The sequence below is a fragment of the Streptomyces sp. NPDC005722 genome, from assembly GCF_040630935.1.
GTDB lineage: Bacteria > Actinomycetota > Actinomycetes > Streptomycetales > Streptomycetaceae > Actinacidiphila.
Genome location: NZ_JBEXYN010000004.1, coordinates 116,366 through 132,835, shown reverse-complemented (window position 1 = coordinate 132,835; position 16,470 = coordinate 116,366). Strand labels below are relative to the sequence as shown.

Annotated in this window: 11 protein-coding genes; 4 read left to right on the top strand and 7 right to left on the bottom strand. The window is 74.9% G+C overall.

What is annotated here, in order from left to right; genetic code table 11:
* The first annotated feature begins 520 nt into the window (after nt 1-520).
* Nucleotides 521-4,228, top strand: a complete 3,708-nt coding sequence (locus tag ABZ479_RS06585; RefSeq protein WP_500460340.1) for a CHAT domain-containing protein — start codon at nt 521-523, stop codon at nt 4,226-4,228.
* A 16-nt stretch (nt 4,229-4,244) separates the two neighbouring features.
* On the opposite strand, the gene ABZ479_RS06580 is transcribed toward ABZ479_RS06585, so the two are convergent.
* The 3 genes from ABZ479_RS06580 to ABZ479_RS06570 form a co-directional block, all read right to left on the bottom strand.
* Entirely contained in the window at nt 4,245-4,544 is a 300-nt protein-coding gene (locus ABZ479_RS06580; RefSeq protein WP_500460338.1) for a YciI family protein, read from the bottom strand.
* A 55-nt stretch (nt 4,545-4,599) separates the two neighbouring features.
* On the bottom strand, nt 4,600-5,499 hold the full coding sequence (locus tag ABZ479_RS06575; RefSeq protein WP_500460337.1) for a hypothetical protein: 900 nt from the start codon (nt 5,497-5,499) through the stop codon (nt 4,600-4,602).
* 348 nt (nt 5,500-5,847) lie between these two features.
* Entirely contained in the window at nt 5,848-6,201 is a 354-nt protein-coding gene (locus ABZ479_RS06570) for a hypothetical protein (protein WP_500460336.1), read from the bottom strand.
* A 33-nt stretch (nt 6,202-6,234) separates the two neighbouring features.
* On the opposite strand from ABZ479_RS06570, the gene ABZ479_RS06565 reads away from it, so the two are divergent.
* A complete protein-coding gene (locus tag ABZ479_RS06565; RefSeq protein ID WP_500460334.1) occupies nt 6,235-7,095 on the top strand; it encodes a phosphotransferase in 861 nt (286 codons plus the stop codon).
* A gap of 81 nt (nt 7,096-7,176) precedes the next feature.
* Here the strand turns inward: ABZ479_RS06565 and ABZ479_RS06560 are convergent, their stop codons facing one another.
* From ABZ479_RS06560 to ABZ479_RS06545, 4 genes are all read right to left on the bottom strand, one after another.
* Nucleotides 7,177-7,890 carry a 3'-5' exonuclease gene (locus tag ABZ479_RS06560; protein ID WP_500460332.1) on the bottom strand — a complete coding sequence of 238 codons (714 nt, stop codon included), beginning with the start codon at nt 7,888-7,890 and terminating at the stop codon, nt 7,177-7,179.
* 232 nt (nt 7,891-8,122) lie between these two features.
* Nucleotides 8,123-9,370, bottom strand: a complete 1,248-nt coding sequence (locus tag ABZ479_RS06555; protein WP_500460331.1) for a DUF5919 domain-containing protein — start codon at nt 9,368-9,370, stop codon at nt 8,123-8,125.
* Between the two features lie 124 nt (nt 9,371-9,494).
* Complete coding sequence (locus ABZ479_RS06550) at nt 9,495-10,787, bottom strand: copper amine oxidase (protein WP_500460330.1); 1,293 nt, start codon at nt 10,785-10,787, stop codon at nt 9,495-9,497.
* A gap of 19 nt (nt 10,788-10,806) precedes the next feature.
* The gene (locus ABZ479_RS06545) at nt 10,807-11,538 is read right to left on the bottom strand and encodes a Tat pathway signal sequence domain protein (protein ID WP_500460328.1); all 732 of its coding nucleotides are present in this window, start codon (nt 11,536-11,538) and stop codon (nt 10,807-10,809) included.
* Between the two features lie 342 nt (nt 11,539-11,880).
* Between ABZ479_RS06545 and glgX the strand changes: the two genes are divergently transcribed.
* Together glgX and treY are read left to right on the top strand one after the other, a co-directional pair.
* Nucleotides 11,881-14,001 carry a glycogen debranching protein GlgX gene (gene glgX / locus ABZ479_RS06540; protein WP_500460327.1) on the top strand — a complete coding sequence of 707 codons (2,121 nt, stop codon included), beginning with the start codon at nt 11,881-11,883 and terminating at the stop codon, nt 13,999-14,001.
* A gap of 51 nt (nt 14,002-14,052) precedes the next feature.
* Nucleotides 14,053-16,449: a malto-oligosyltrehalose synthase gene (treY, locus tag ABZ479_RS06535; RefSeq protein WP_500460326.1), complete on the top strand. Its 2,397-nt coding sequence runs from the start codon at nt 14,053-14,055 to the stop codon at nt 16,447-16,449.
* Nucleotides 16,450-16,470: the final 21 nt, after the last annotated feature.

The following is a 16,470-nucleotide window of genomic DNA, read 5'->3' as shown; positions in this document are numbered from 1 at the left end:
GGTCCGGCCCGGGCGAGGCCCGATGCACCCCGGGTCCTGACAACCCCGCAGGCAGCGCGAAGCTGTGCGGCGCGGCATGACCGGGCCCGCCATCCGTCCACCAAGGCCCCAGGAGCGCACTGCTGCAGGAGGCCGCAGGCCACGAGCGCTCCCAGCAGGCCACCGGGTGCCCTCTCTACGGCGCGCAGCCACCTCCGCCGAGCCCGGCCCGGGACATCGTGACGCCGCGCGGGAAGCCCGGAGCCCATGGCCCCGCCCCAGCCCTGTTCGCGCGGTACCGGACGGACCGCGAGTCCCTCCGGGACAGCGAGACGGCGCGACTCACGCACCGCCGGATCCCGCCCCGGACCGGCCGGCCGGTGGGCGCCGCGCGGCAGGACACGGCGGGGCAGGCCGGTGAGCGACCGCATGCCGGCGCGCGCACGCCTCGGGGTGTCCTCGTGCCCTGGAGTGACCGGTCGGTCACCCGGCGCGCGCTATTCTGCCGCGCGACGTCGGCGACGGGGATCGGGGGCGGCTGATGAAGGACGCGCGGGCGGCCGTGGACCGCATGCTGGCACGCTTCGGGCTGGCGGAACCGCCGGGGACCGCGCGCCTCGTCGACGGTGCCGGCTCGACGCCCGCTGGTCTGCTCGCCGCGGCGGAGAGCCTGCTGCGCGAGTCCTGGGGGAGCGAGGACGGGCGGGCTCCGGCCGCCGCCGCGCTCGCGCTGACCGTGCTGGGGCTGGACACGGCGGACCGCGACGATCCGTCGCGCGCCCGGCTCGTCCTGCACCTGCAGTTGGCCGACCGCACCCTGGCGCACGTGCACGGCGACTTCCGCACCGGGCCCGAGGTCCGGCACCACCTGGGGGCGCAGACCCAGCACCGTCCGCCCGACGACCTCGTGGCGGTCGCCGCGGTCTACCCCTCGGGCCCCGCGCAGCGGCCGTTCCGGCCCGCGGACCCCGTGGAGGGCAAGGTGGTGGAGTTGCTGGCGACGCTGCCGCCGGACGACCTGAGCCGCCCCGGGCTGCTCGCCCGGCTCGCGCACTCCGCGCTGGTCCGCTACGAGTGCGGGGCCACCGGGGAGTTGCCCGCCCTGTGGGCGCGTGCCCGGGAGGCCTTCGCGACGGTCGTCCCCGGCCACGTCGACGCCCCGGACGCGGGCCGGGTGGCGGTGCTGGCCGGAGTCGCCTGGGTCCGGGCGCATCCGCGGGACCGGGAGGCGGTGGACGTCGCCGTGCGGGGCGGTCGGCTGGCGCTGGCCGCGGCGAGCGGACGCACCATGGGCGGGCTGCGGGACCGGCACGAGATGCGCAGCGTCCACTTCGCGCTGGCGGTGGCGCTGATGTGCACGCTGCCCTGGGCGCCGTCCCGCGCGACGATCGACGAGGCGATGGGTCACCTGGAGGCGTACCGGGCCGAGGGGCTGCCGGACGACAACGGGTCGTACGAGGTGAACACGGCCTCGCTTCTGGCCGCCCGCGCGGTCGTCGCGTGGGAGGCCGCGGACGCCGCGGAGGCGGAACGGATGCTGCGCGCGCTCATGGAGCGGCTGCCGCCGGGCCATCCGCTGCAGCCGCACATCGCGGCGAAGGCCGCCGCGGTGGGCGAACTCCGCGGCAGGATGCGGCTCCTGCCGCGGTCCCTGGGGCCGGTGGTGACCCGCTTCCTGCCGCTGATGGTGCGGTTCGCGCCCGCGCTGCCGCCGATGCAGTTACGGACGGCCCTGCCGCCGGACGGCTTCCGCCCCGAGCCCGGCCCCGGCCCCGGGCCCGCACCCGCCGAACAGCCGCAGCCTCAGCCTCAGCCACAACCACAGCCAGTGCCCGGCCCCCGTCCGGAACCCGGCGGCGAGGCGGAGGCAGGGACAGGCGACGACCTGTACACGCGCTTCACCTCCGCCTTCCCCGTGCCTCCCGACATGCGCCCGCTGCTCGACGCCCTGGCCAAGGGCCCCGGCACGCCCCAGGGCCTGGATCCGGCCTTCGTCGCCGACGCGGAGCGGCAGTTGCGCGAGGCACTGGAACGGACGGAGTCCGGCAGCCCGGAACGCGCCCAGACCGCGGCGCTGTTGATGGCCGTCACCGGGATGCGCTACATGGCCGACCAGGACGCCGCCGTGATCGAGGAGGCGGCCGCGCTCGGCGACCGCGTCCTGGCCGAACTCCCCCACGGCTCACCGGAGCACGCCCGTCTGGTCCTCGCCTCGGCGCCCTGGCAGCACATGCGGGCGGTGCTCGCCATGGACACCGGCGCGCTGCGCGTCTGCTGCCGGGAACTGCGCGCGGCGCTCGACCTGCTGCCCGACGACGCGCCGGAACGGGCCGCCGGTGAGGTCGAGTACGCCAACGCGCTCACCAACCTCGCCGGGCTCACCCAGGACCCCGTGCTCGCCGCCGAGGCGCGCCGCCGGATCGCCGACGCCTCGCTGCGCGTGGAGCGGAGCCCGGGCCTGTCGGACCTGCTGGGCGGGATGGTCACCTCGTACGGCCACTGGGCGGACTACACCGACGCCACGGTCCGCGGGGACCTGCGGGCGGCGCGGGCGGCCGAGGTCGCGTTGGCGGCGGAGCCCGGGGGCGAGATGCCGGCGCTGCGCTTCGAGGTGGCACGCATCGCGATGGCCGACGCGCTGGAGCACCACGACTGGGCGGCCGCCGCCGACGCGGCGGCGCGAGCCCTGGAGACGCTGCCGGCGGTGGCCTCGCGTGCCCTGGCCCGGGAGGACCGCCGGGCCTTCGTCGGCGGGGCGCTGCTGGGCCGCCGCTACCCCTTGGCGCACCTGCGCACGGACGGCGGCGACCCGGCGGACGCGGGCCGGCCCGATCCGCTGACGGGCACGAGCCTGGGCCGCACCGGCTGCGCCGCGGCGCTCGCCGCCGGGCGGCCCGCTCAGGCGCTGGCGCTACTGGAGCAGAGCCGGGCCGTGCTGATGGGGCAGGACCTGGAGGCCCGGACCGATCTGACGGCGCTGTCCGCGGCGCATCCCCTGCTGGCCCGGGAGTTCGCCGCGCTCGGGGCCCGGCTGCGGCGGGCCGAGGCCGGCGAGGACGTCATGGAACGGCACGTCGCGGCCGCCGAGTGGGAGGCGCTGCTGACGCGCGTCCGCGGCAGGACGGGGTTCGAGCGGTTCCTGATGCCGCCCACGGAACGGGAGATGCGGGCCGTGGCGGCCCAGGGGCCGGTCGTGGCGGTCAACGTGGACCGGCTGCGGTGCGACGCGGTCGTCGTCACGCGGGAGCGGATCTTCTCGGTGCCGCTGCGCGAGCTGACGGAGGGCCGGCTCGCCCTGCGGGCACAGGAGTTCCTGGCGGCCGTGGGCCTTCCCCGGACCGCGCCCGCCGAGGAGCACGACCGGGCCCGCGAACTGGTGCTGGACACCCTCGCCTGGCTGTGGCGCACGGTGGCCGAGCCCGTGCTCACCGCCCTCGGCCTGACCAGGGCGCTCCCCGAGGACGCCCCCGCCTCGGCGGCGCCCCGGCTGTGGTGGTCGGCGTCGGGACCGCTGGCGTACCTGCCGCTGCACGCCGCAGGGATGCAGCGCAAGCACCAACTGCGCGACGGACGGACCGTCCTGGACCGGGTGGCCTCGTCCTACACCCCCACCCTGCGCGCCCTGGAGCACGCCCGGCGGGCGTCCTCGGGCCGCACCGGTGGCCGGTTGCTGGCGGTCGGCCGCCCCACCGGCACGGCGGGCTCCGCGGGTGCCTCGGCCCGTGAGATCGCCGCGATCGCGGACGCGCTGGGCGGCGTACGCGCCCTCGAGGGCGAGCAGGCCACACCCGAACGCGTGCTGTCGGCCCTGCGCACGGCCCGCTGGGTGCACTTCGCCTGCCACGGCGTCAGCGACCCTCTGGACCCGTCCGCCAGCCACCTGCTGCTGCACGGCGGGCCGCTGAGCGCCGCGGACGTCGCCCGGCAGGAACCGCTCTACGCGGAGCTGGCGGTGCTGCTGGCCTGCCACACCGCGCACACCGGGCAGCTGCCCGACGAGGCGGTCCACCTCGCCTCCGCCTTCCAGACCGCGGGCTACCCGCAGGTCGTCGGCGCCCTGTGGGAGGCCGACGACGCGGTCTCCGCGCTCCTGGCCGCCCGCCTGTACGCGGCGCTCCGCGCCCCGGCGCCGGGCGCCGTCGCCCCCGCGGACACGGGCCGCGCCCTCAACCACGTCGTGCGCGCCCTGCGCACCCGCTACGCCCGCTCCCCCGCGGTGTGGGCACCCTTCGTCCACATCGGCCGCTGAGCGCCGCGACGGGACGTCAGGCGCCGCCGAGCAGTCCGGCTAGGACCGGGTGCACGCGGGCCGGATCGACGGTGGTGACGGTGTACACGGCGACCCCCGAGACCACCAGGGGGTCCTCCGCGGCGATCCGCTCGATCGTCCGGCGGTCCGTCCCGCGGGCGAGGATCACGCCGCCCTCGGACGAGGGCACGGTCTGCCCGGAGAGCAGGAAGGTGCCGGCGCGGTGGTGGCGTTCCAGGAACGCGACGTGGGCCGCGACGAACGGCCCGGCGTCCTCCTCGGATCCGGTGTACGTCAGGAACAGCAGGTGCAGCATCCCCGTCCGATCTCCTCGCGGTCCGGGCGGCCCGGTCCGTCATTTTCAGGCTCGCTCACCGGCGGCGGCGCAGCACCAGGTCCAGCTCCCGCCAGGTCGCCGGGGCGACGGGGCCCGGCGCGACGGGGATCCCGACGGCGCGGGCGACGGAGCGCAGCCGCAGGTCCACGACGGCGTCGGCGAGGTCCGCGAGGGCGAAGAGCCGTTCGCGCCCGAGCCACCAGGCGGCGAACACGACCACGGCGCCCGCGCCGAAGGCGGGCCACCACGCGGTGGCGCAGCCCAGCGCCACGTAGAGCAGGCCCCATCCGCACAGCCGGGTGGACGCCTCGAAGGCACCGGCCGCGGTACGGATCTCCTTGCGGTCGGCCTCCGTCGCCGCCAGCCACAGGCGTGGCCAGACCGCCGTGAAGGGCACCGCGTAGTACGCGCCGACGCGGTGCTCCAGGGCGTGCATCCGGTCGCCCATGCGGGTGGGGCGGGCCGGGGGCACGGGCGCGATCCGGTCCCGGCGGGCCTCGGCCGCGCGGGCGGCGGCCAGTTCGGCCGGGTCGCCGTCGCGTTCGTGGTTCCGCAGACGGGCCGCGACGTCGGCGTCCGCGCGTTCACGACGGGCCCGGCGCCGGCGCACGAGCCACTGCCCCGACCCGCCCGGCCAGGGCCCGACCCACAGCACCTGGACCGCGCGGGCCAGGGCCTGCACCGCCAGGCCCGGGACGACGGCGAGCAACAGCACCGCGACCAGGGCCAGGAGGAACCCGGCCGTACCGTGCGCGTCGGTCCAGTCCGCGGCGCGCTCGACCTCGCGCAGCAGGCGGCCGGCGTCGAACGGCCGCCTGCCGCCGAGCACATGGGCGGCCCAGGCGGTGCCCAGGAAGAGCGCGCCGGGCAGCGCGAGCAGGGAGACCCAGCGTTCGGCGAGCTTCCCGCCGATCTCGTCCAGCAGACCCGCCACCGCGCTACGCCCCGCCTTCCGCGACCTGCTCGACTACGCGGCGGGCGCAGCGGCCCCGGGGCCTTCGCGCCACCGCCACCGGTGCCTGCTGCTTCCTCCGCCGTGCGGCTGCGCGCACCGGACGGCCCTCCTTCTCCCCGGAGGCCGTAAGGACAGGTCCAGGCCGTGTCGTCAAGAGTCCCTCCTGCCCGCAGGATCCGGCACGGCGCTCCGCCGGGAAGTGCCCTCGCGCTGTGTTGTCGAATCGTCCGAGCAGCCCACTACGGGGACGGCTCTCCGCCTTGCGGTGCATCGGACCTGGGGGATGGCCCGCCCTCCGGGCGGCCGGGGCTCCTTCGACGGCACGGCCTAGTACCAGACGGGCCGCAGTTCGGCGTCCCAGACCGCGCAGCGCGGGGCGGTGACCGAGGCCGTGGGGTCCTCGCTGCGGGCACAGAGGCCGCGCGGGCAGCGGTGGCGCAGGATGCCGGCGCCCCCGCCGGTCATGCCCGGCAGCTGGGTGTAGCCGCCCGGGTCCATGCGGGGGCCGACGACCCGGACGCCGAGCCGGTGGCCCAGGTCGGTCACGGTCTCGACGTCGCCGGCGCCCCGCCGTACGGCCTCGGCGGCGGCCTCGACCTCGGCCGCCTCGCCCGGGTCGCTCGCGGCGCCGCGCAGCAGCGGCAGCATCTCGCAGAAGGCCATGACGTCTTCCTCGGTCACCGGCCCAGCCTACTGATCTGCGATCATTGCCGTATGGCGTTCACCGAAGAGCTCGCCCGGGCCGTGCTCGCGGCGGACGGGCAGGACGGCGCGAAGCTGCTCGCGCTCGGCGAGAACGCGGTGTTCGACCTCGCGGACGGCGTGACCGTCGCGAAGGTCGGCCGCGGTCCCGAACTGCTGGAGCGGGCCGCCCGCGAGGTGCGCACGGCCTCCTGGCTGGCGGCGCACGGCGTCCCCGCCGTACGGGCGGCGGCGCCGGAGGCCCGGCTGGTGGAGGGGCACCCGGTCACGTACTGGGAGCGGCTGCCGGACCCGGTCCGGCCCGCGGGGCCCGCCGACCTCGCCGCGCTGCTGCGGCTCGTGCACGCCCTGCCCGAGCCGGACTTCGCCCTGCCGCCCCGCGACCTGCTGGACGGGGTGGAACGGTGGCTGCGGCTGGCCGGTGACGCGGTCGACCCCGCGGACGCCGCGTACCTGCGCGAGCGCCGGGACGGCTTCGCCGCCGCCGCGGCCGCGCTGACCCCGCACCTGGTCCCGGGCCCCGTCCACGGCGACGCGCTGCCGCGCAATGTGCACGTCGGCCCGCAGGGCCCGGTCCTGGTGGACCTCGAGACCTTCTCGGCCGACCTGCGCGAGCACGACCTCGTCGTCATGGCGCTCAGCCGGGACCGCTACGGGCTCGGTCCGGACGCCTACGCCGCCTTCACCGACACCTACGGCTGGGACGTGCGCGAGTGGGACGGCTGCGCGGTGCTGCGCGGGGCGAGGGAGACCGCGAGCTGCGCCTGGGTGGCCCAGCACGCACCGGGCAACCCGGCCGCGCTCGCGGAGTTCCGCCGCCGGGTGACCTCGCTGCGCGACGGCGACCCGTCCGTACGCTGGTACCCCTTCTGACCCCACAACGCCTACCGGCAACAGGCCCCGGCCACGCGTCCGGGCCGCCCCGGCGCATCCGTGCGCGCCGGGGCCCCGCGGTCACCTCGGCCGGGGGATGACCGGCCAGGCCTGCTCGACGACGGCCGCCGGGTCGGCGGTGCGCCGCAGGTATGCCTGGAGGGAGGCCGACTGCTCGGCCGCCGCCCGGATCTGAAGGGCGTGCAGGTCCGCGAGCGGCATCAGGCCGACGGGCTCGTGCCGCTCCCCCAGGCGGCGCACGACGCGGGCCGCGGCCAGCGCGTCGGCCCGCGCGTCGTGGGCGCCCTCCAACTGGACCCCGTAGTGGGTGCACAGCGCCTGCAGGGCCCTTCTGCCCTTGCGGTACTTGTCGACGTGCTTGTCGATGACCAGCGGGTCGATGACGGGCTCGGGCCCGCCGCCCAGCCGTTCGCTGACCGAGGCGACGCCGTGCCGCCGGCACTCGCGGTCCAGCAGCGACAGGTCGTACCGGGCGTTCATCACCACCAGCGGGGTGCCCGAGCGCAGCACTTCGGTGACGGCCTGGGCGATCTCCTCGACCGCCGAGGCCGCCGGGGCGCCGTGCGCACGGGCGTGCGCGGTCGAGATGCCGTGGATCGCCGAGGCCTGCTCGGGTATGGCCACGCCCGGGTCGAGCAGCCAGGTGCGCTCCCGCGAGACGGCCCCGTCGGCCTCCAGCCTGACGACCGCCGCGGTGACGATGTGGTCGGTCTCGACGTCGGTGCCGGTGGTCTCCAGGTCGAAGGCGACCAGTGCGTCGCTGATCCAGCTCATCGCGCGGCCCTCGTGCCCGTGGCGTGCACAGCGCCGCGCGGGCGGCTGCCCGCGCTCCTCCCCCGTGCGGAATCGGCCGGCCGTGTCCGGCCTCGTCCCATGCGCATTGACGTACGTCCTTCCCGCTGTTCCCCCGTGTTCGCCTCCATCATCCCGTGCGCCACTGACAGTCCCGCGGCCGGGCTGTGCGGGGGCGTCCGGCCGGGGGCCCGCCGGGCCGTCAGGAGACCCCTCAGGAGACCGGACGGGAGTCGGCCCAGACGCCCTCGAACTCCTCGCGGTAGGTCTCGAACAGGCCGTGCTCGGCCTCGGGCGCGCCGTCGGCCCTGGTCTGCACGAGGTCCCGCGGCCCGCCGCGCAGGATGAGGACGGGCGCCTCCATGCCGCGGGCCCTGCGCAGGTAGGGCTGGACGACCGCGATGCCGTCCGCGGTGTCGCCGTCCACGAGGTAGGCGGTGAAGCGCGGGGTCTCGTCGAAGACCCGGATCTCGAACGCGGCGGTGTCCCGCAGCCGGGCCCGCACCCGCCGCATGTGCATGATGTTCATCTCGACGGCGCGGCTGAGCTCCCCCCGGCCGAGGCCGAGTTCGCGCTCGCGGCGGCGGACGGCGCTGCTCGCCGGGTTGAGGAAGAGCAGCCGCACCCGGCAGCCGGACTCGGCGAGCCGCACCAGCCGCTTGCCGGAGTAGTTCTGCACCAGCAGGTTGAGGCCGATGCCCACCGCGTCCAGGCGGCGGGCGTTCCCGAACAGGTCCTCGGCGGGCAGCTGCCGCTGCAGCCGCACCCGGTCGGGGTAGACGCCGACGACGTCGGCGTAGCGGTCGGCGACGAGCTCCTCGACGGCGTCCACGGGCAGCCGCTCGGCGGAGGGGTAGCCGGGGCCGGAGCCGAGCATGTCCAGCAGGCGGGCGGCGGCCCGCTCGGCCTGGTCCAGGACGGTGCGGGACAGGGCGCGGTTGCGGGAGACGACGTGCCGGGCCACCTCCAGCTCGTCCAGGGCGAGTTCGAGTTCCCGGCGGTCGTCGAGGTAGGGCTCGAAGCACGGCCAGTGCTGCACGGCGAGCTCGCGCAGCTGCGGCAGCGTCAGGAAGCTGAGGATGTTGTCGTCGGCCGGGTCGAGCAGGAATCCCTTGCGGCGGCTGACCTCGCGCACGGCCGCGGCCCGCTGCACCCACTCGTGACCGGCCGGGCCCGCGGCCGCGACCACCCACTCGTCGCCGTGCACGGGTTCGTAGATCGGGCGCAGCACGGCGTTGACGACGGCGCGCAGGCGCTGTTCGACGAGGTTGAGCCACACGTACGCCCGTCCCGCGCGCCGGGCGCGGGTGCGCACCTCGGCCCACTCGTCGGCGCCCCAGTCCAGTTCCGCTCCGATCTCCAACGGCAGTGCCAGGGCGGCCGTACCGGTGCCTCCCTCGCCGATGCCGCCGCCCGGGTCCCCCTGATCACCACCACCGGGGAGCACCAGACCTCCCGACATCACGACTGCACCCGCCTTCCCGCCCCCGTCCACGATCAAGGAAGGGTACTGCGGGGCGGGAGGCGGTGCAGCCGTAACGACGCTACTTCACCACATGCTTACCGGGCCCGACGGCGCGGGACGGTCAGTGTCCCTGCCCGTTGCCGCCCGACAGCTCGTCCGGTGTGAGCGGGCTCATGGCGGTCACGTCGCGCGGCGCGAGCTGGAAGCCCTGCCAGTGGATCGGCATGGGCGTCTGGTCCTCGTCGCGCGGGATGTGGTGGAAGCCGACGTTGACCCACATCACCGGGTGCGTGAGGGTCTCGCCGTTCGCCCACTTGTCCACCGAGGTGCCGCGGCCGGCGCAGGCGGGGTCGCTGTTGCCGCTGGCCAGTTGCTCGCAGGCCCGGTACTGGGTGACGTACAGGTCCTTGGAGGTGTACGCGTGGGCGTCGTAGCGGTCGGAGTGCTGCTGGACCAGCTCCCAGGAGCGCGGGTGCCGGTCGGCGTTCCTCCCGGCCGTGGAGACCACGCGCCACCAGCGGCGCAGCGCGGAGTTGACGGCGAGCTCCTTGGTGACGGCGGTCCTGGTGGTCTTCAGGACGGCGGAGCCGGAGCCGCGGCCGGCCTTCTTGGTGTCGTACTGCTCGACCTTCGCCCGGTTCGAGCCGTCCAGGCCGAAGTCCAGCCGCCAGAAGACCGAGTGGTAGTGGCTGGTGGCGTGGTCGTGGCCGCCCGTGCCGATGGGCCAGCCGGTGCCCTCGCCGCTGTAGTCGCCGGGCGAGAGGTCGCCGGTGGCGCCCACCTTGGCGGTGATGGTGCCGTCGTCGGAGAAGTTCCACTGGGTGACGTACTCGTACCAGCCGAGCTGGGAGACGGAGAAGACGACCAGGTCGCTGCCCTGCCGGGTGTACTTCCTCGCGGTGCCGTCCTCGTCGTAGAGGTCGCTGCGGTAGGCGTAGCCGTGCGGCGCGGTGGTGACGCACAGCGCCTTGACGGTGCGTTCCTGCTGCGGGACGTAGGCCGAGGCGATGGTGCCGCCGGGGCACTCCTCGGGGCCGATGTCGACCGCGGTGTTGCCGAATCCGATGTCGGACAGGTCGTTGTACTCGGTGAGCCCGGAGTCGTACGGGACGTTGACCTGCGCAAGTGTGGCGGAGTTCAGCACCTTGAGGGGCTGCGGCTCCTTCCGGGGCCGGTACGCGATCTTCTCCAGGACCAGGCCCTTGGTGCCGCTCATGCGCCAGCACATGGTCCAGCCGGTGCCGTTCGGCAGCGTCCTGGTGAGGGCGGTGGCGGTGCCGCAGTCCGCCGCGGCGGCGGCGCCGGCCCGGGGGGCCGCTTCGGCCCGTCCGGCGGTGGGGCCCACGGCGAGCGCGGGCAGGAGGAGAAGCGCCGGGGCCGTACCGAGGGCCCGGCGCACAAGGGTGGTGCGCATCGTGTCTGGGTCTCCGCTCTTAGTGGATCCGGCCGACGGTGCGGTCGCTGAGGTCGACGACGAGTTGGGTCGTGTCGATCCACGGCCCGTCCTTCACCTGTGTGAACAGCCGTACGCACCGGTGACGACCGCACTTGGCCAGACCGGCGGGGGCGGACTGCTCAGCGGTGTTGAACGAGATGCCGCGCAGCCGCAGCTGGCCGGGCGAGGTGAGTTCCCGGCCCTTGGTGGCGGCCGTGAAGTCGGCGCGGAGACCCGCACCGAGGGCGTCACCGATGAGCAGTGCCGCCGCCTGCCGGGTCTCGTCCGGCGACGGCGGCGGCTGCAGGCCGGTGGCGGTGTCGGTGCGCTCGACGGTGCCGGCGGTGAGGTCGACGGTCTTCTTCACGAGCCGGTCGTGCCCGTAGTCGTAGAAGAGCACCTCGACCCGGCGGGCCCCTTCGGTCCGCGCCCCCGTGGCGTCGGCCGGTTCGGCGAGGTCGGTGTCGAGGTACTCCGGGCCGCGGCCGCCCGCCACGTCCTCGGCGCTGCGCAGCGCGTCGCGGCGCAGGGCTATGGACTTCGCGCGGTCGACCTCGGCCTTGGTCAGGGGCCCGCGACCGCTCCGCTGCGCGCCGGCGGGCGCCTCGTCCTCCGTCGTCCCACCGCTGCCCGCGTCCTGCCGCCCCGGCGCTCCCGGCGCGGCGGCCGGGCCGCCCGTCGTGGAGTGGTCGTCGCCTGAGGCGTCGCGCGGCAAGGTGATGCCGATCATCACGACGGTGGCGGCGACGGCGGTGCCGCCGCCCCACAGGGCGCGCCTGAGGCCGCGCCCGAACCGTCCCTTACGCGGTAAGGAACGGCTTTCCCCCTGATCTGTCACGTAGGTCTCCCCTGTGTCGTATGGTCACTCTTATCGACGGAACCTCAACGGCACAGGTTGCCCCGGGGCGGTGGATTCTTGCGGCAGGCAGGGGAATTGGGCCACCCGTAACGGGGAAGATCTTGGCGATTCCACGCCCGCAGGGGCCCGTTTGCGTGAGGATGCCCTTTCGGCACCGATGTGGCCGGGGTGCGGCCTACCGGCACCCGGCGGAGAAGTGGAAGAGTCGACGACATGCAGGTCTGGCCGGGTCAGGCATATCCCCTCGGCGCCACGTACGACGGCGCCGGCACCAATTTCGCGGTCTTCTCCGAGACCGCGGACCGGATCGAGTTGTGTCTGCTGCACGACGACGGCTCGGAGACCGCCGTCGAGCTGCGCGAGGCGGACGCCTTCGTGCGCCACGCCTACGTGCCGGGCATCATGCCCGGTCAGCGCTACGGCTTCCGGGTCCACGGCCCCCACGAGCCCACCAGGGGCCACCGCTGCAACTCCGCGAAGCTGCTGCTGGACCCGTACACCAAGGCGATAAGCGGGACGATCGACTGGGACGAGGCGGTGTACGGCTACCGCTTCGGGGAGCCGGAGTCCCGCAACGACCTGGACTCGGCGCCGCACACCATGACGTCGGTGGTGGTGAACCCGTACTTCGACTGGGCGGAGGACCGCAGCCCCCGCATCGACTACCACCGCACCGTCATCTACGAGGCGCACGTCAGGGGCCTGACGATGCTCCACCCGGAGCTGCCCGAGGAGATCCGCGGCACCTATGCGGCGCTCGCCCACCCCGCGGTGATCTCGCACCTGACGGAGCTGGGCGTCACGACGCTGGAGCTGATGCCGGTCCACCAGTTCGTCCACGACCACCGGCTGGTGGACGCGGGGATGCGCAACTACTGGGGCTACAACACGATCGGCTTCTTCGCCCCGCACAACGCCTACGCCTCGATGGGCGACCGCGGCCAGCAGGTGCTGGAGTTCAAGACGGCGGTGCGCGAACTGCACCGGGCGGGCATCGAGGTCATCCTCGACGTGGTGTACAACCACACGGCCGAGGGCAGCCACCTGGGGCCGACGCTGTGCTTCCGGGGCATCGACAACGCCTCGTACTACCGGCTGGCCGACGACCCGCGCTACTACACGGACACCACCGGCACGGGGAACTCGCTGCTGATGCGCAGCCCCCACGTGCTGCAGATGATCATGGACTCGCTGCGCTACTGGGTCACCGAGATGCACGTCGACGGCTTCCGCTTCGACCTCGCGGCGACCCTGGCGCGGCAGTTCCACGAGGTGGACCGGCTCTCCTCGTTCTTCGACCTGGTGCAGCAGGACCCGGTGGTCAGCCAGGTGAAGCTGATCGCGGAGCCCTGGGACGTCGGCGAGGGCGGCTACCAGGTGGGCAACTTCCCTCCGCTGTGGACGGAGTGGAACGGCAAGTTCCGCGACACCGTGCGCGACCTGTGGCGCGGCGAACCGGCCACGCTGGCCGAGTTCGGCTCCCGGCTGACCGGCTCCTCCGACCTCTACCAGGACGACGGCCGCCGGCCGCTCGCCTCCATCAACTTCGTGACGTGCCACGACGGGTTCACCCTGCGGGACCTGGTGTCGTACAACGACAAGCACAACGAGGCGAACGGCGAGAACAACCGGGACGGCGAGAGCCACAACCGCTCGTGGAACTGCGGCGCCGAGGGCGAGACCGAGGACGAGGAGGTGCTCGCCCTGCGCGAGCGCCAGATGCGCAACTTCATCGCCACGCTGATGCTCTCCCAGGGCGTGCCGATGCTCGCCCACGGCGACGAGTTCGGCCGCACCCAGCAGGGCAACAACAACGCCTACTGCCAGGACAACGAACTGGCCTGGGTGCCGTGGCCCAAGGAGGGCGACGCGGACACCGAGCGGCTGCACGAGTTCACCCGCCAGATGGTGTGGCTCCGCCGCGACCACCCCGTCTTCCGGCGCCGCCGCTTCTTCCACGGCCGGCCGGTCGAGGGGACGCACGACGACCTCTCGGACATCGCCTGGTTCACCCCTGAGGGTGAGGAGATGGCCCAGGACGACTGGCAGGAGGCGCAGGCCAACGCCCTGGTGGTCTTCCTCAACGGCAGCGCGATCTCCGAGCCCGGCGACCGCGGGGAGCGGATCGGCGACGACTCCTTCCTGCTGATGTTCAACGCCTGGTACGAGCCGTTGGACTTCGTCGTCCCGGTGAACCACGGCAAGGAGTGGCAGGTGGTCGTGGACACCCAGCGGCCGGAGGGCGTGCCCCCCGGCTCGGGGCGCAAGGTGACCCAGGGCGACCGGCTGCGGCTGGCCGACCGGAGCATGGTGGTCCTGCAGCGCCCGGCGTAACCGTCCGTCCGATGTGATGGGCCTACCGGTCGGCGGGGTAGTCAGTCCTCCATGACAGAAAGCGCCGCGAGCCCGCCGACCGCTGTCGTCCCTTCCGTGCCGAGCGCCACCTACCGGCTCCAGCTCCAGCCCGACTTCCCCTTCGCCGCGGCCGAGGCCGTCGTCCCCCACCTGGCGGCGCTCGGCGTCTCCCACCTGCACCTCTCCCCCGTCCTGCAGGCCGTGCCCGGCTCCACGCACGGCTACGACGTCGTCGACCACACCCGGGTCCGCGAGGAACTCGGCGGCGAGAAGGGGCTGCGCGCCCTGGCCCGCACCGCCCGCGCGCACGGCCTCGGGCTCGTGCTGGACGTGGTGCCCAACCACATGGCCGTGCCCGCGCCCGAGCACCTGGCCAGGCCGCTGTGGGAGGTGCTGCGGGACGGGCCGGACTCCCCGTACGCACGCTGGTTCGACGTCGACTGGGCGGCGCAGGGCGACCGGTTGCTGCTGCCGGTGCTGGGCGGCCCGCTGGAGGAGGTGCTGCCCGACCTGCGCGTCGAACGCGACCGGGCCGCCGGGGAGCGCGTGCTGCGCTACCACGACCACGCGTTCCCGCTGCGCCCCGGCACCGAGGGACTGCCGCTGCGCGCGCTGGTCGACGCCCAGTGGTACCGGCTCGCCTGGTGGCGGCAGGCCCGTACCGAACTGAACTACCGGCGCTTCTTCACCATCTCCGAGCTCATCGCGGTCCGTGTCGAGGACGACGAGGTCTTCGCCGCCACGCACGCCACCTTGCTGCGCCTGCTCGACGAGGGCGTCGCCGACGGCCTGCGCATCGACCACCCCGACGGCCTCGCCGACCCGGCCGGCTACCTGCGGCGGCTCGCGGACGCCTCGGGCGGCCGCTGGACGGTCGTGGAGAAGATCCTCACCGGCGACGAGCGGCTGCCGGCCGGCTGGGCCTGCGCCGGAACGACCGGCTACGACGCCCTGGACCGGCTCGACGGGCTGTTCACCGACCCCGCGGGCGTCGAGGAGATCGTCCGCGGCTACCGCGCCTTCACCGCCGCTCCCGCCGACGCGGGCGGCGAGTGGCAGCCGACCGTACGGGCCGCCGCCGAACGCATCGTCACGCACGACCTGGCCGCCGAGGTGGACCGGCTGACCCGCTCCGCCGTCCGCGCCACCGGGCTGGAGCACACGGCGCTGCGCGAGGCCGTCGAGGCGACGCTGGTCCGGCTGCCGCGCTACCGCCCGTACGTCGTCCCCGGCGAGCCGGCGGACGCACAGGACACCGCCCTGCTGGAGACCGCGGCCGGCGCCACCGGGCTCCCGGCGGCCGGCGCCGTGTGCGACCTGGCCCTGGGCCGGCACAAGGGCGGCGGGGAGGCCGCGGCGGACTTCGCGGTGCGCTTCGCCCAGGTCTCCTCCGCGCTGCGCGCCAAGTCGGCCGAGGACACCGCGTTCTACCGCTACCACCCGCTGCTCTGCCTCAACGAGGTCGGCCGCGAGCCGGACCGTCCCGCCACCTCGCCCGAGGAGTTCCACGCCTTCTGCGAGCGGCTGCGGCGCGACTGGCCGCTCACCGGGACCGTGCGCTCCACCCACGACACCAAGCGCGGCGGCGACGTGCGGGCCCGGCTGGCCGCGCTGAGCGAGCTGCCCGGCGAGTGGGCGGACTGGCTGGGCGAGGCCTCGGCGGACCTGCGGGAGTACCTGGAGCACCGCGGGATCCCGCTGCCCGAGCGTCATGTGGAGTACCAGGCCTGGCAGTACGCGGCGGTCTTCTGCGACGCCGGCGCGGCCGGGCTCGTGGCCGACACCATGCTCAAGTCGGAGCGCGAGGCGGGCCTGCGCACCTCGTGGACCGACCAGCGGCCGGAGTACGAGCGGGACATGACCGGCTTCGTCCGCGAACTCGTCGGCGGGCCGGCCGCCTTCGCCACCGAGCGCATCGACCGGGCGCTGCGCGGACCGGAACGCGTCAACGTGCTCGGCGCGCACCTGGCGCACCTGACCATGCCGGGCGTGCCCGACCTCTACCAGGGCGACGAGGAACGGCAGTTGCTCCTCGTCGACCCCGCCAACCGCCGTCCGTACGACCCGGGCACGGCCGGGGGCGAGGTGAGCGAGAAGCGGCGGGTGACGGAGTTCGCGCTGCGGCTGCGCCGGGCCCGCCCGCAGTGGTTCACCGGCCCGGAGGGCTCGTACGAGCCGCTGTACGCGCGCGGTCCGGCCGGGGAGCACTGCGTGGCCTTCGTCCGCGGCGGACGGGCGCTGACGGTCGTCACCCGGCTGTCCCGGCGGCTCGCGGACGCCGGCGGGTGGCGCGGCACGGAACTGGTGCTGCCGGAGGGGGTCTGGACGGAGGTGCTGACGGGCCGCCCGTTCCAGGCGGTGGTGCCGCTGGCGGAGCTGCTGGACCGGCTGCCGGTGGGTCTGCTGGTGCGCGACGTGGACGAATGAGACTGGGCGGGAGGAGAAATC

Excerpts from the sequence above, each read along its gene's own strand:
- ABZ479_RS06565 (WP_500460334.1), top strand. The coding sequence starts at position 6,235 with ATGGCGTTCACCGAAGAGCTCGCCCGGGCCGTGCTCGCGGCGGACGGG.
- ABZ479_RS06580 (WP_500460338.1), bottom strand. The coding sequence starts at position 4,544 with ATGCTGCACCTGCTGTTCCTGACGTACACCGGATCCGAGGAGGACGCC.
- ABZ479_RS06550 (WP_500460330.1), bottom strand. The coding sequence starts at position 10,787 with ATGCGCACCACCCTTGTGCGCCGGGCCCTCGGTACGGCCCCGGCGCTT.
- ABZ479_RS06555 (WP_500460331.1), bottom strand. The coding sequence starts at position 9,370 with ATGTCGGGAGGTCTGGTGCTCCCCGGTGGTGGTGATCAGGGGGACCCG.
- glgX (WP_500460327.1), top strand. The coding sequence starts at position 11,881 with ATGCAGGTCTGGCCGGGTCAGGCATATCCCCTCGGCGCCACGTACGAC.
- ABZ479_RS06585 (WP_500460340.1), top strand. The coding sequence starts at position 521 with ATGAAGGACGCGCGGGCGGCCGTGGACCGCATGCTGGCACGCTTCGGG.
- ABZ479_RS06560 (WP_500460332.1), bottom strand. The coding sequence starts at position 7,890 with ATGAGCTGGATCAGCGACGCACTGGTCGCCTTCGACCTGGAGACCACC.
- treY (WP_500460326.1), top strand. The coding sequence starts at position 14,053 with ATGACAGAAAGCGCCGCGAGCCCGCCGACCGCTGTCGTCCCTTCCGTG.
- ABZ479_RS06545 (WP_500460328.1), bottom strand. The coding sequence starts at position 11,538 with ATGATCGGCATCACCTTGCCGCGCGACGCCTCAGGCGACGACCACTCC.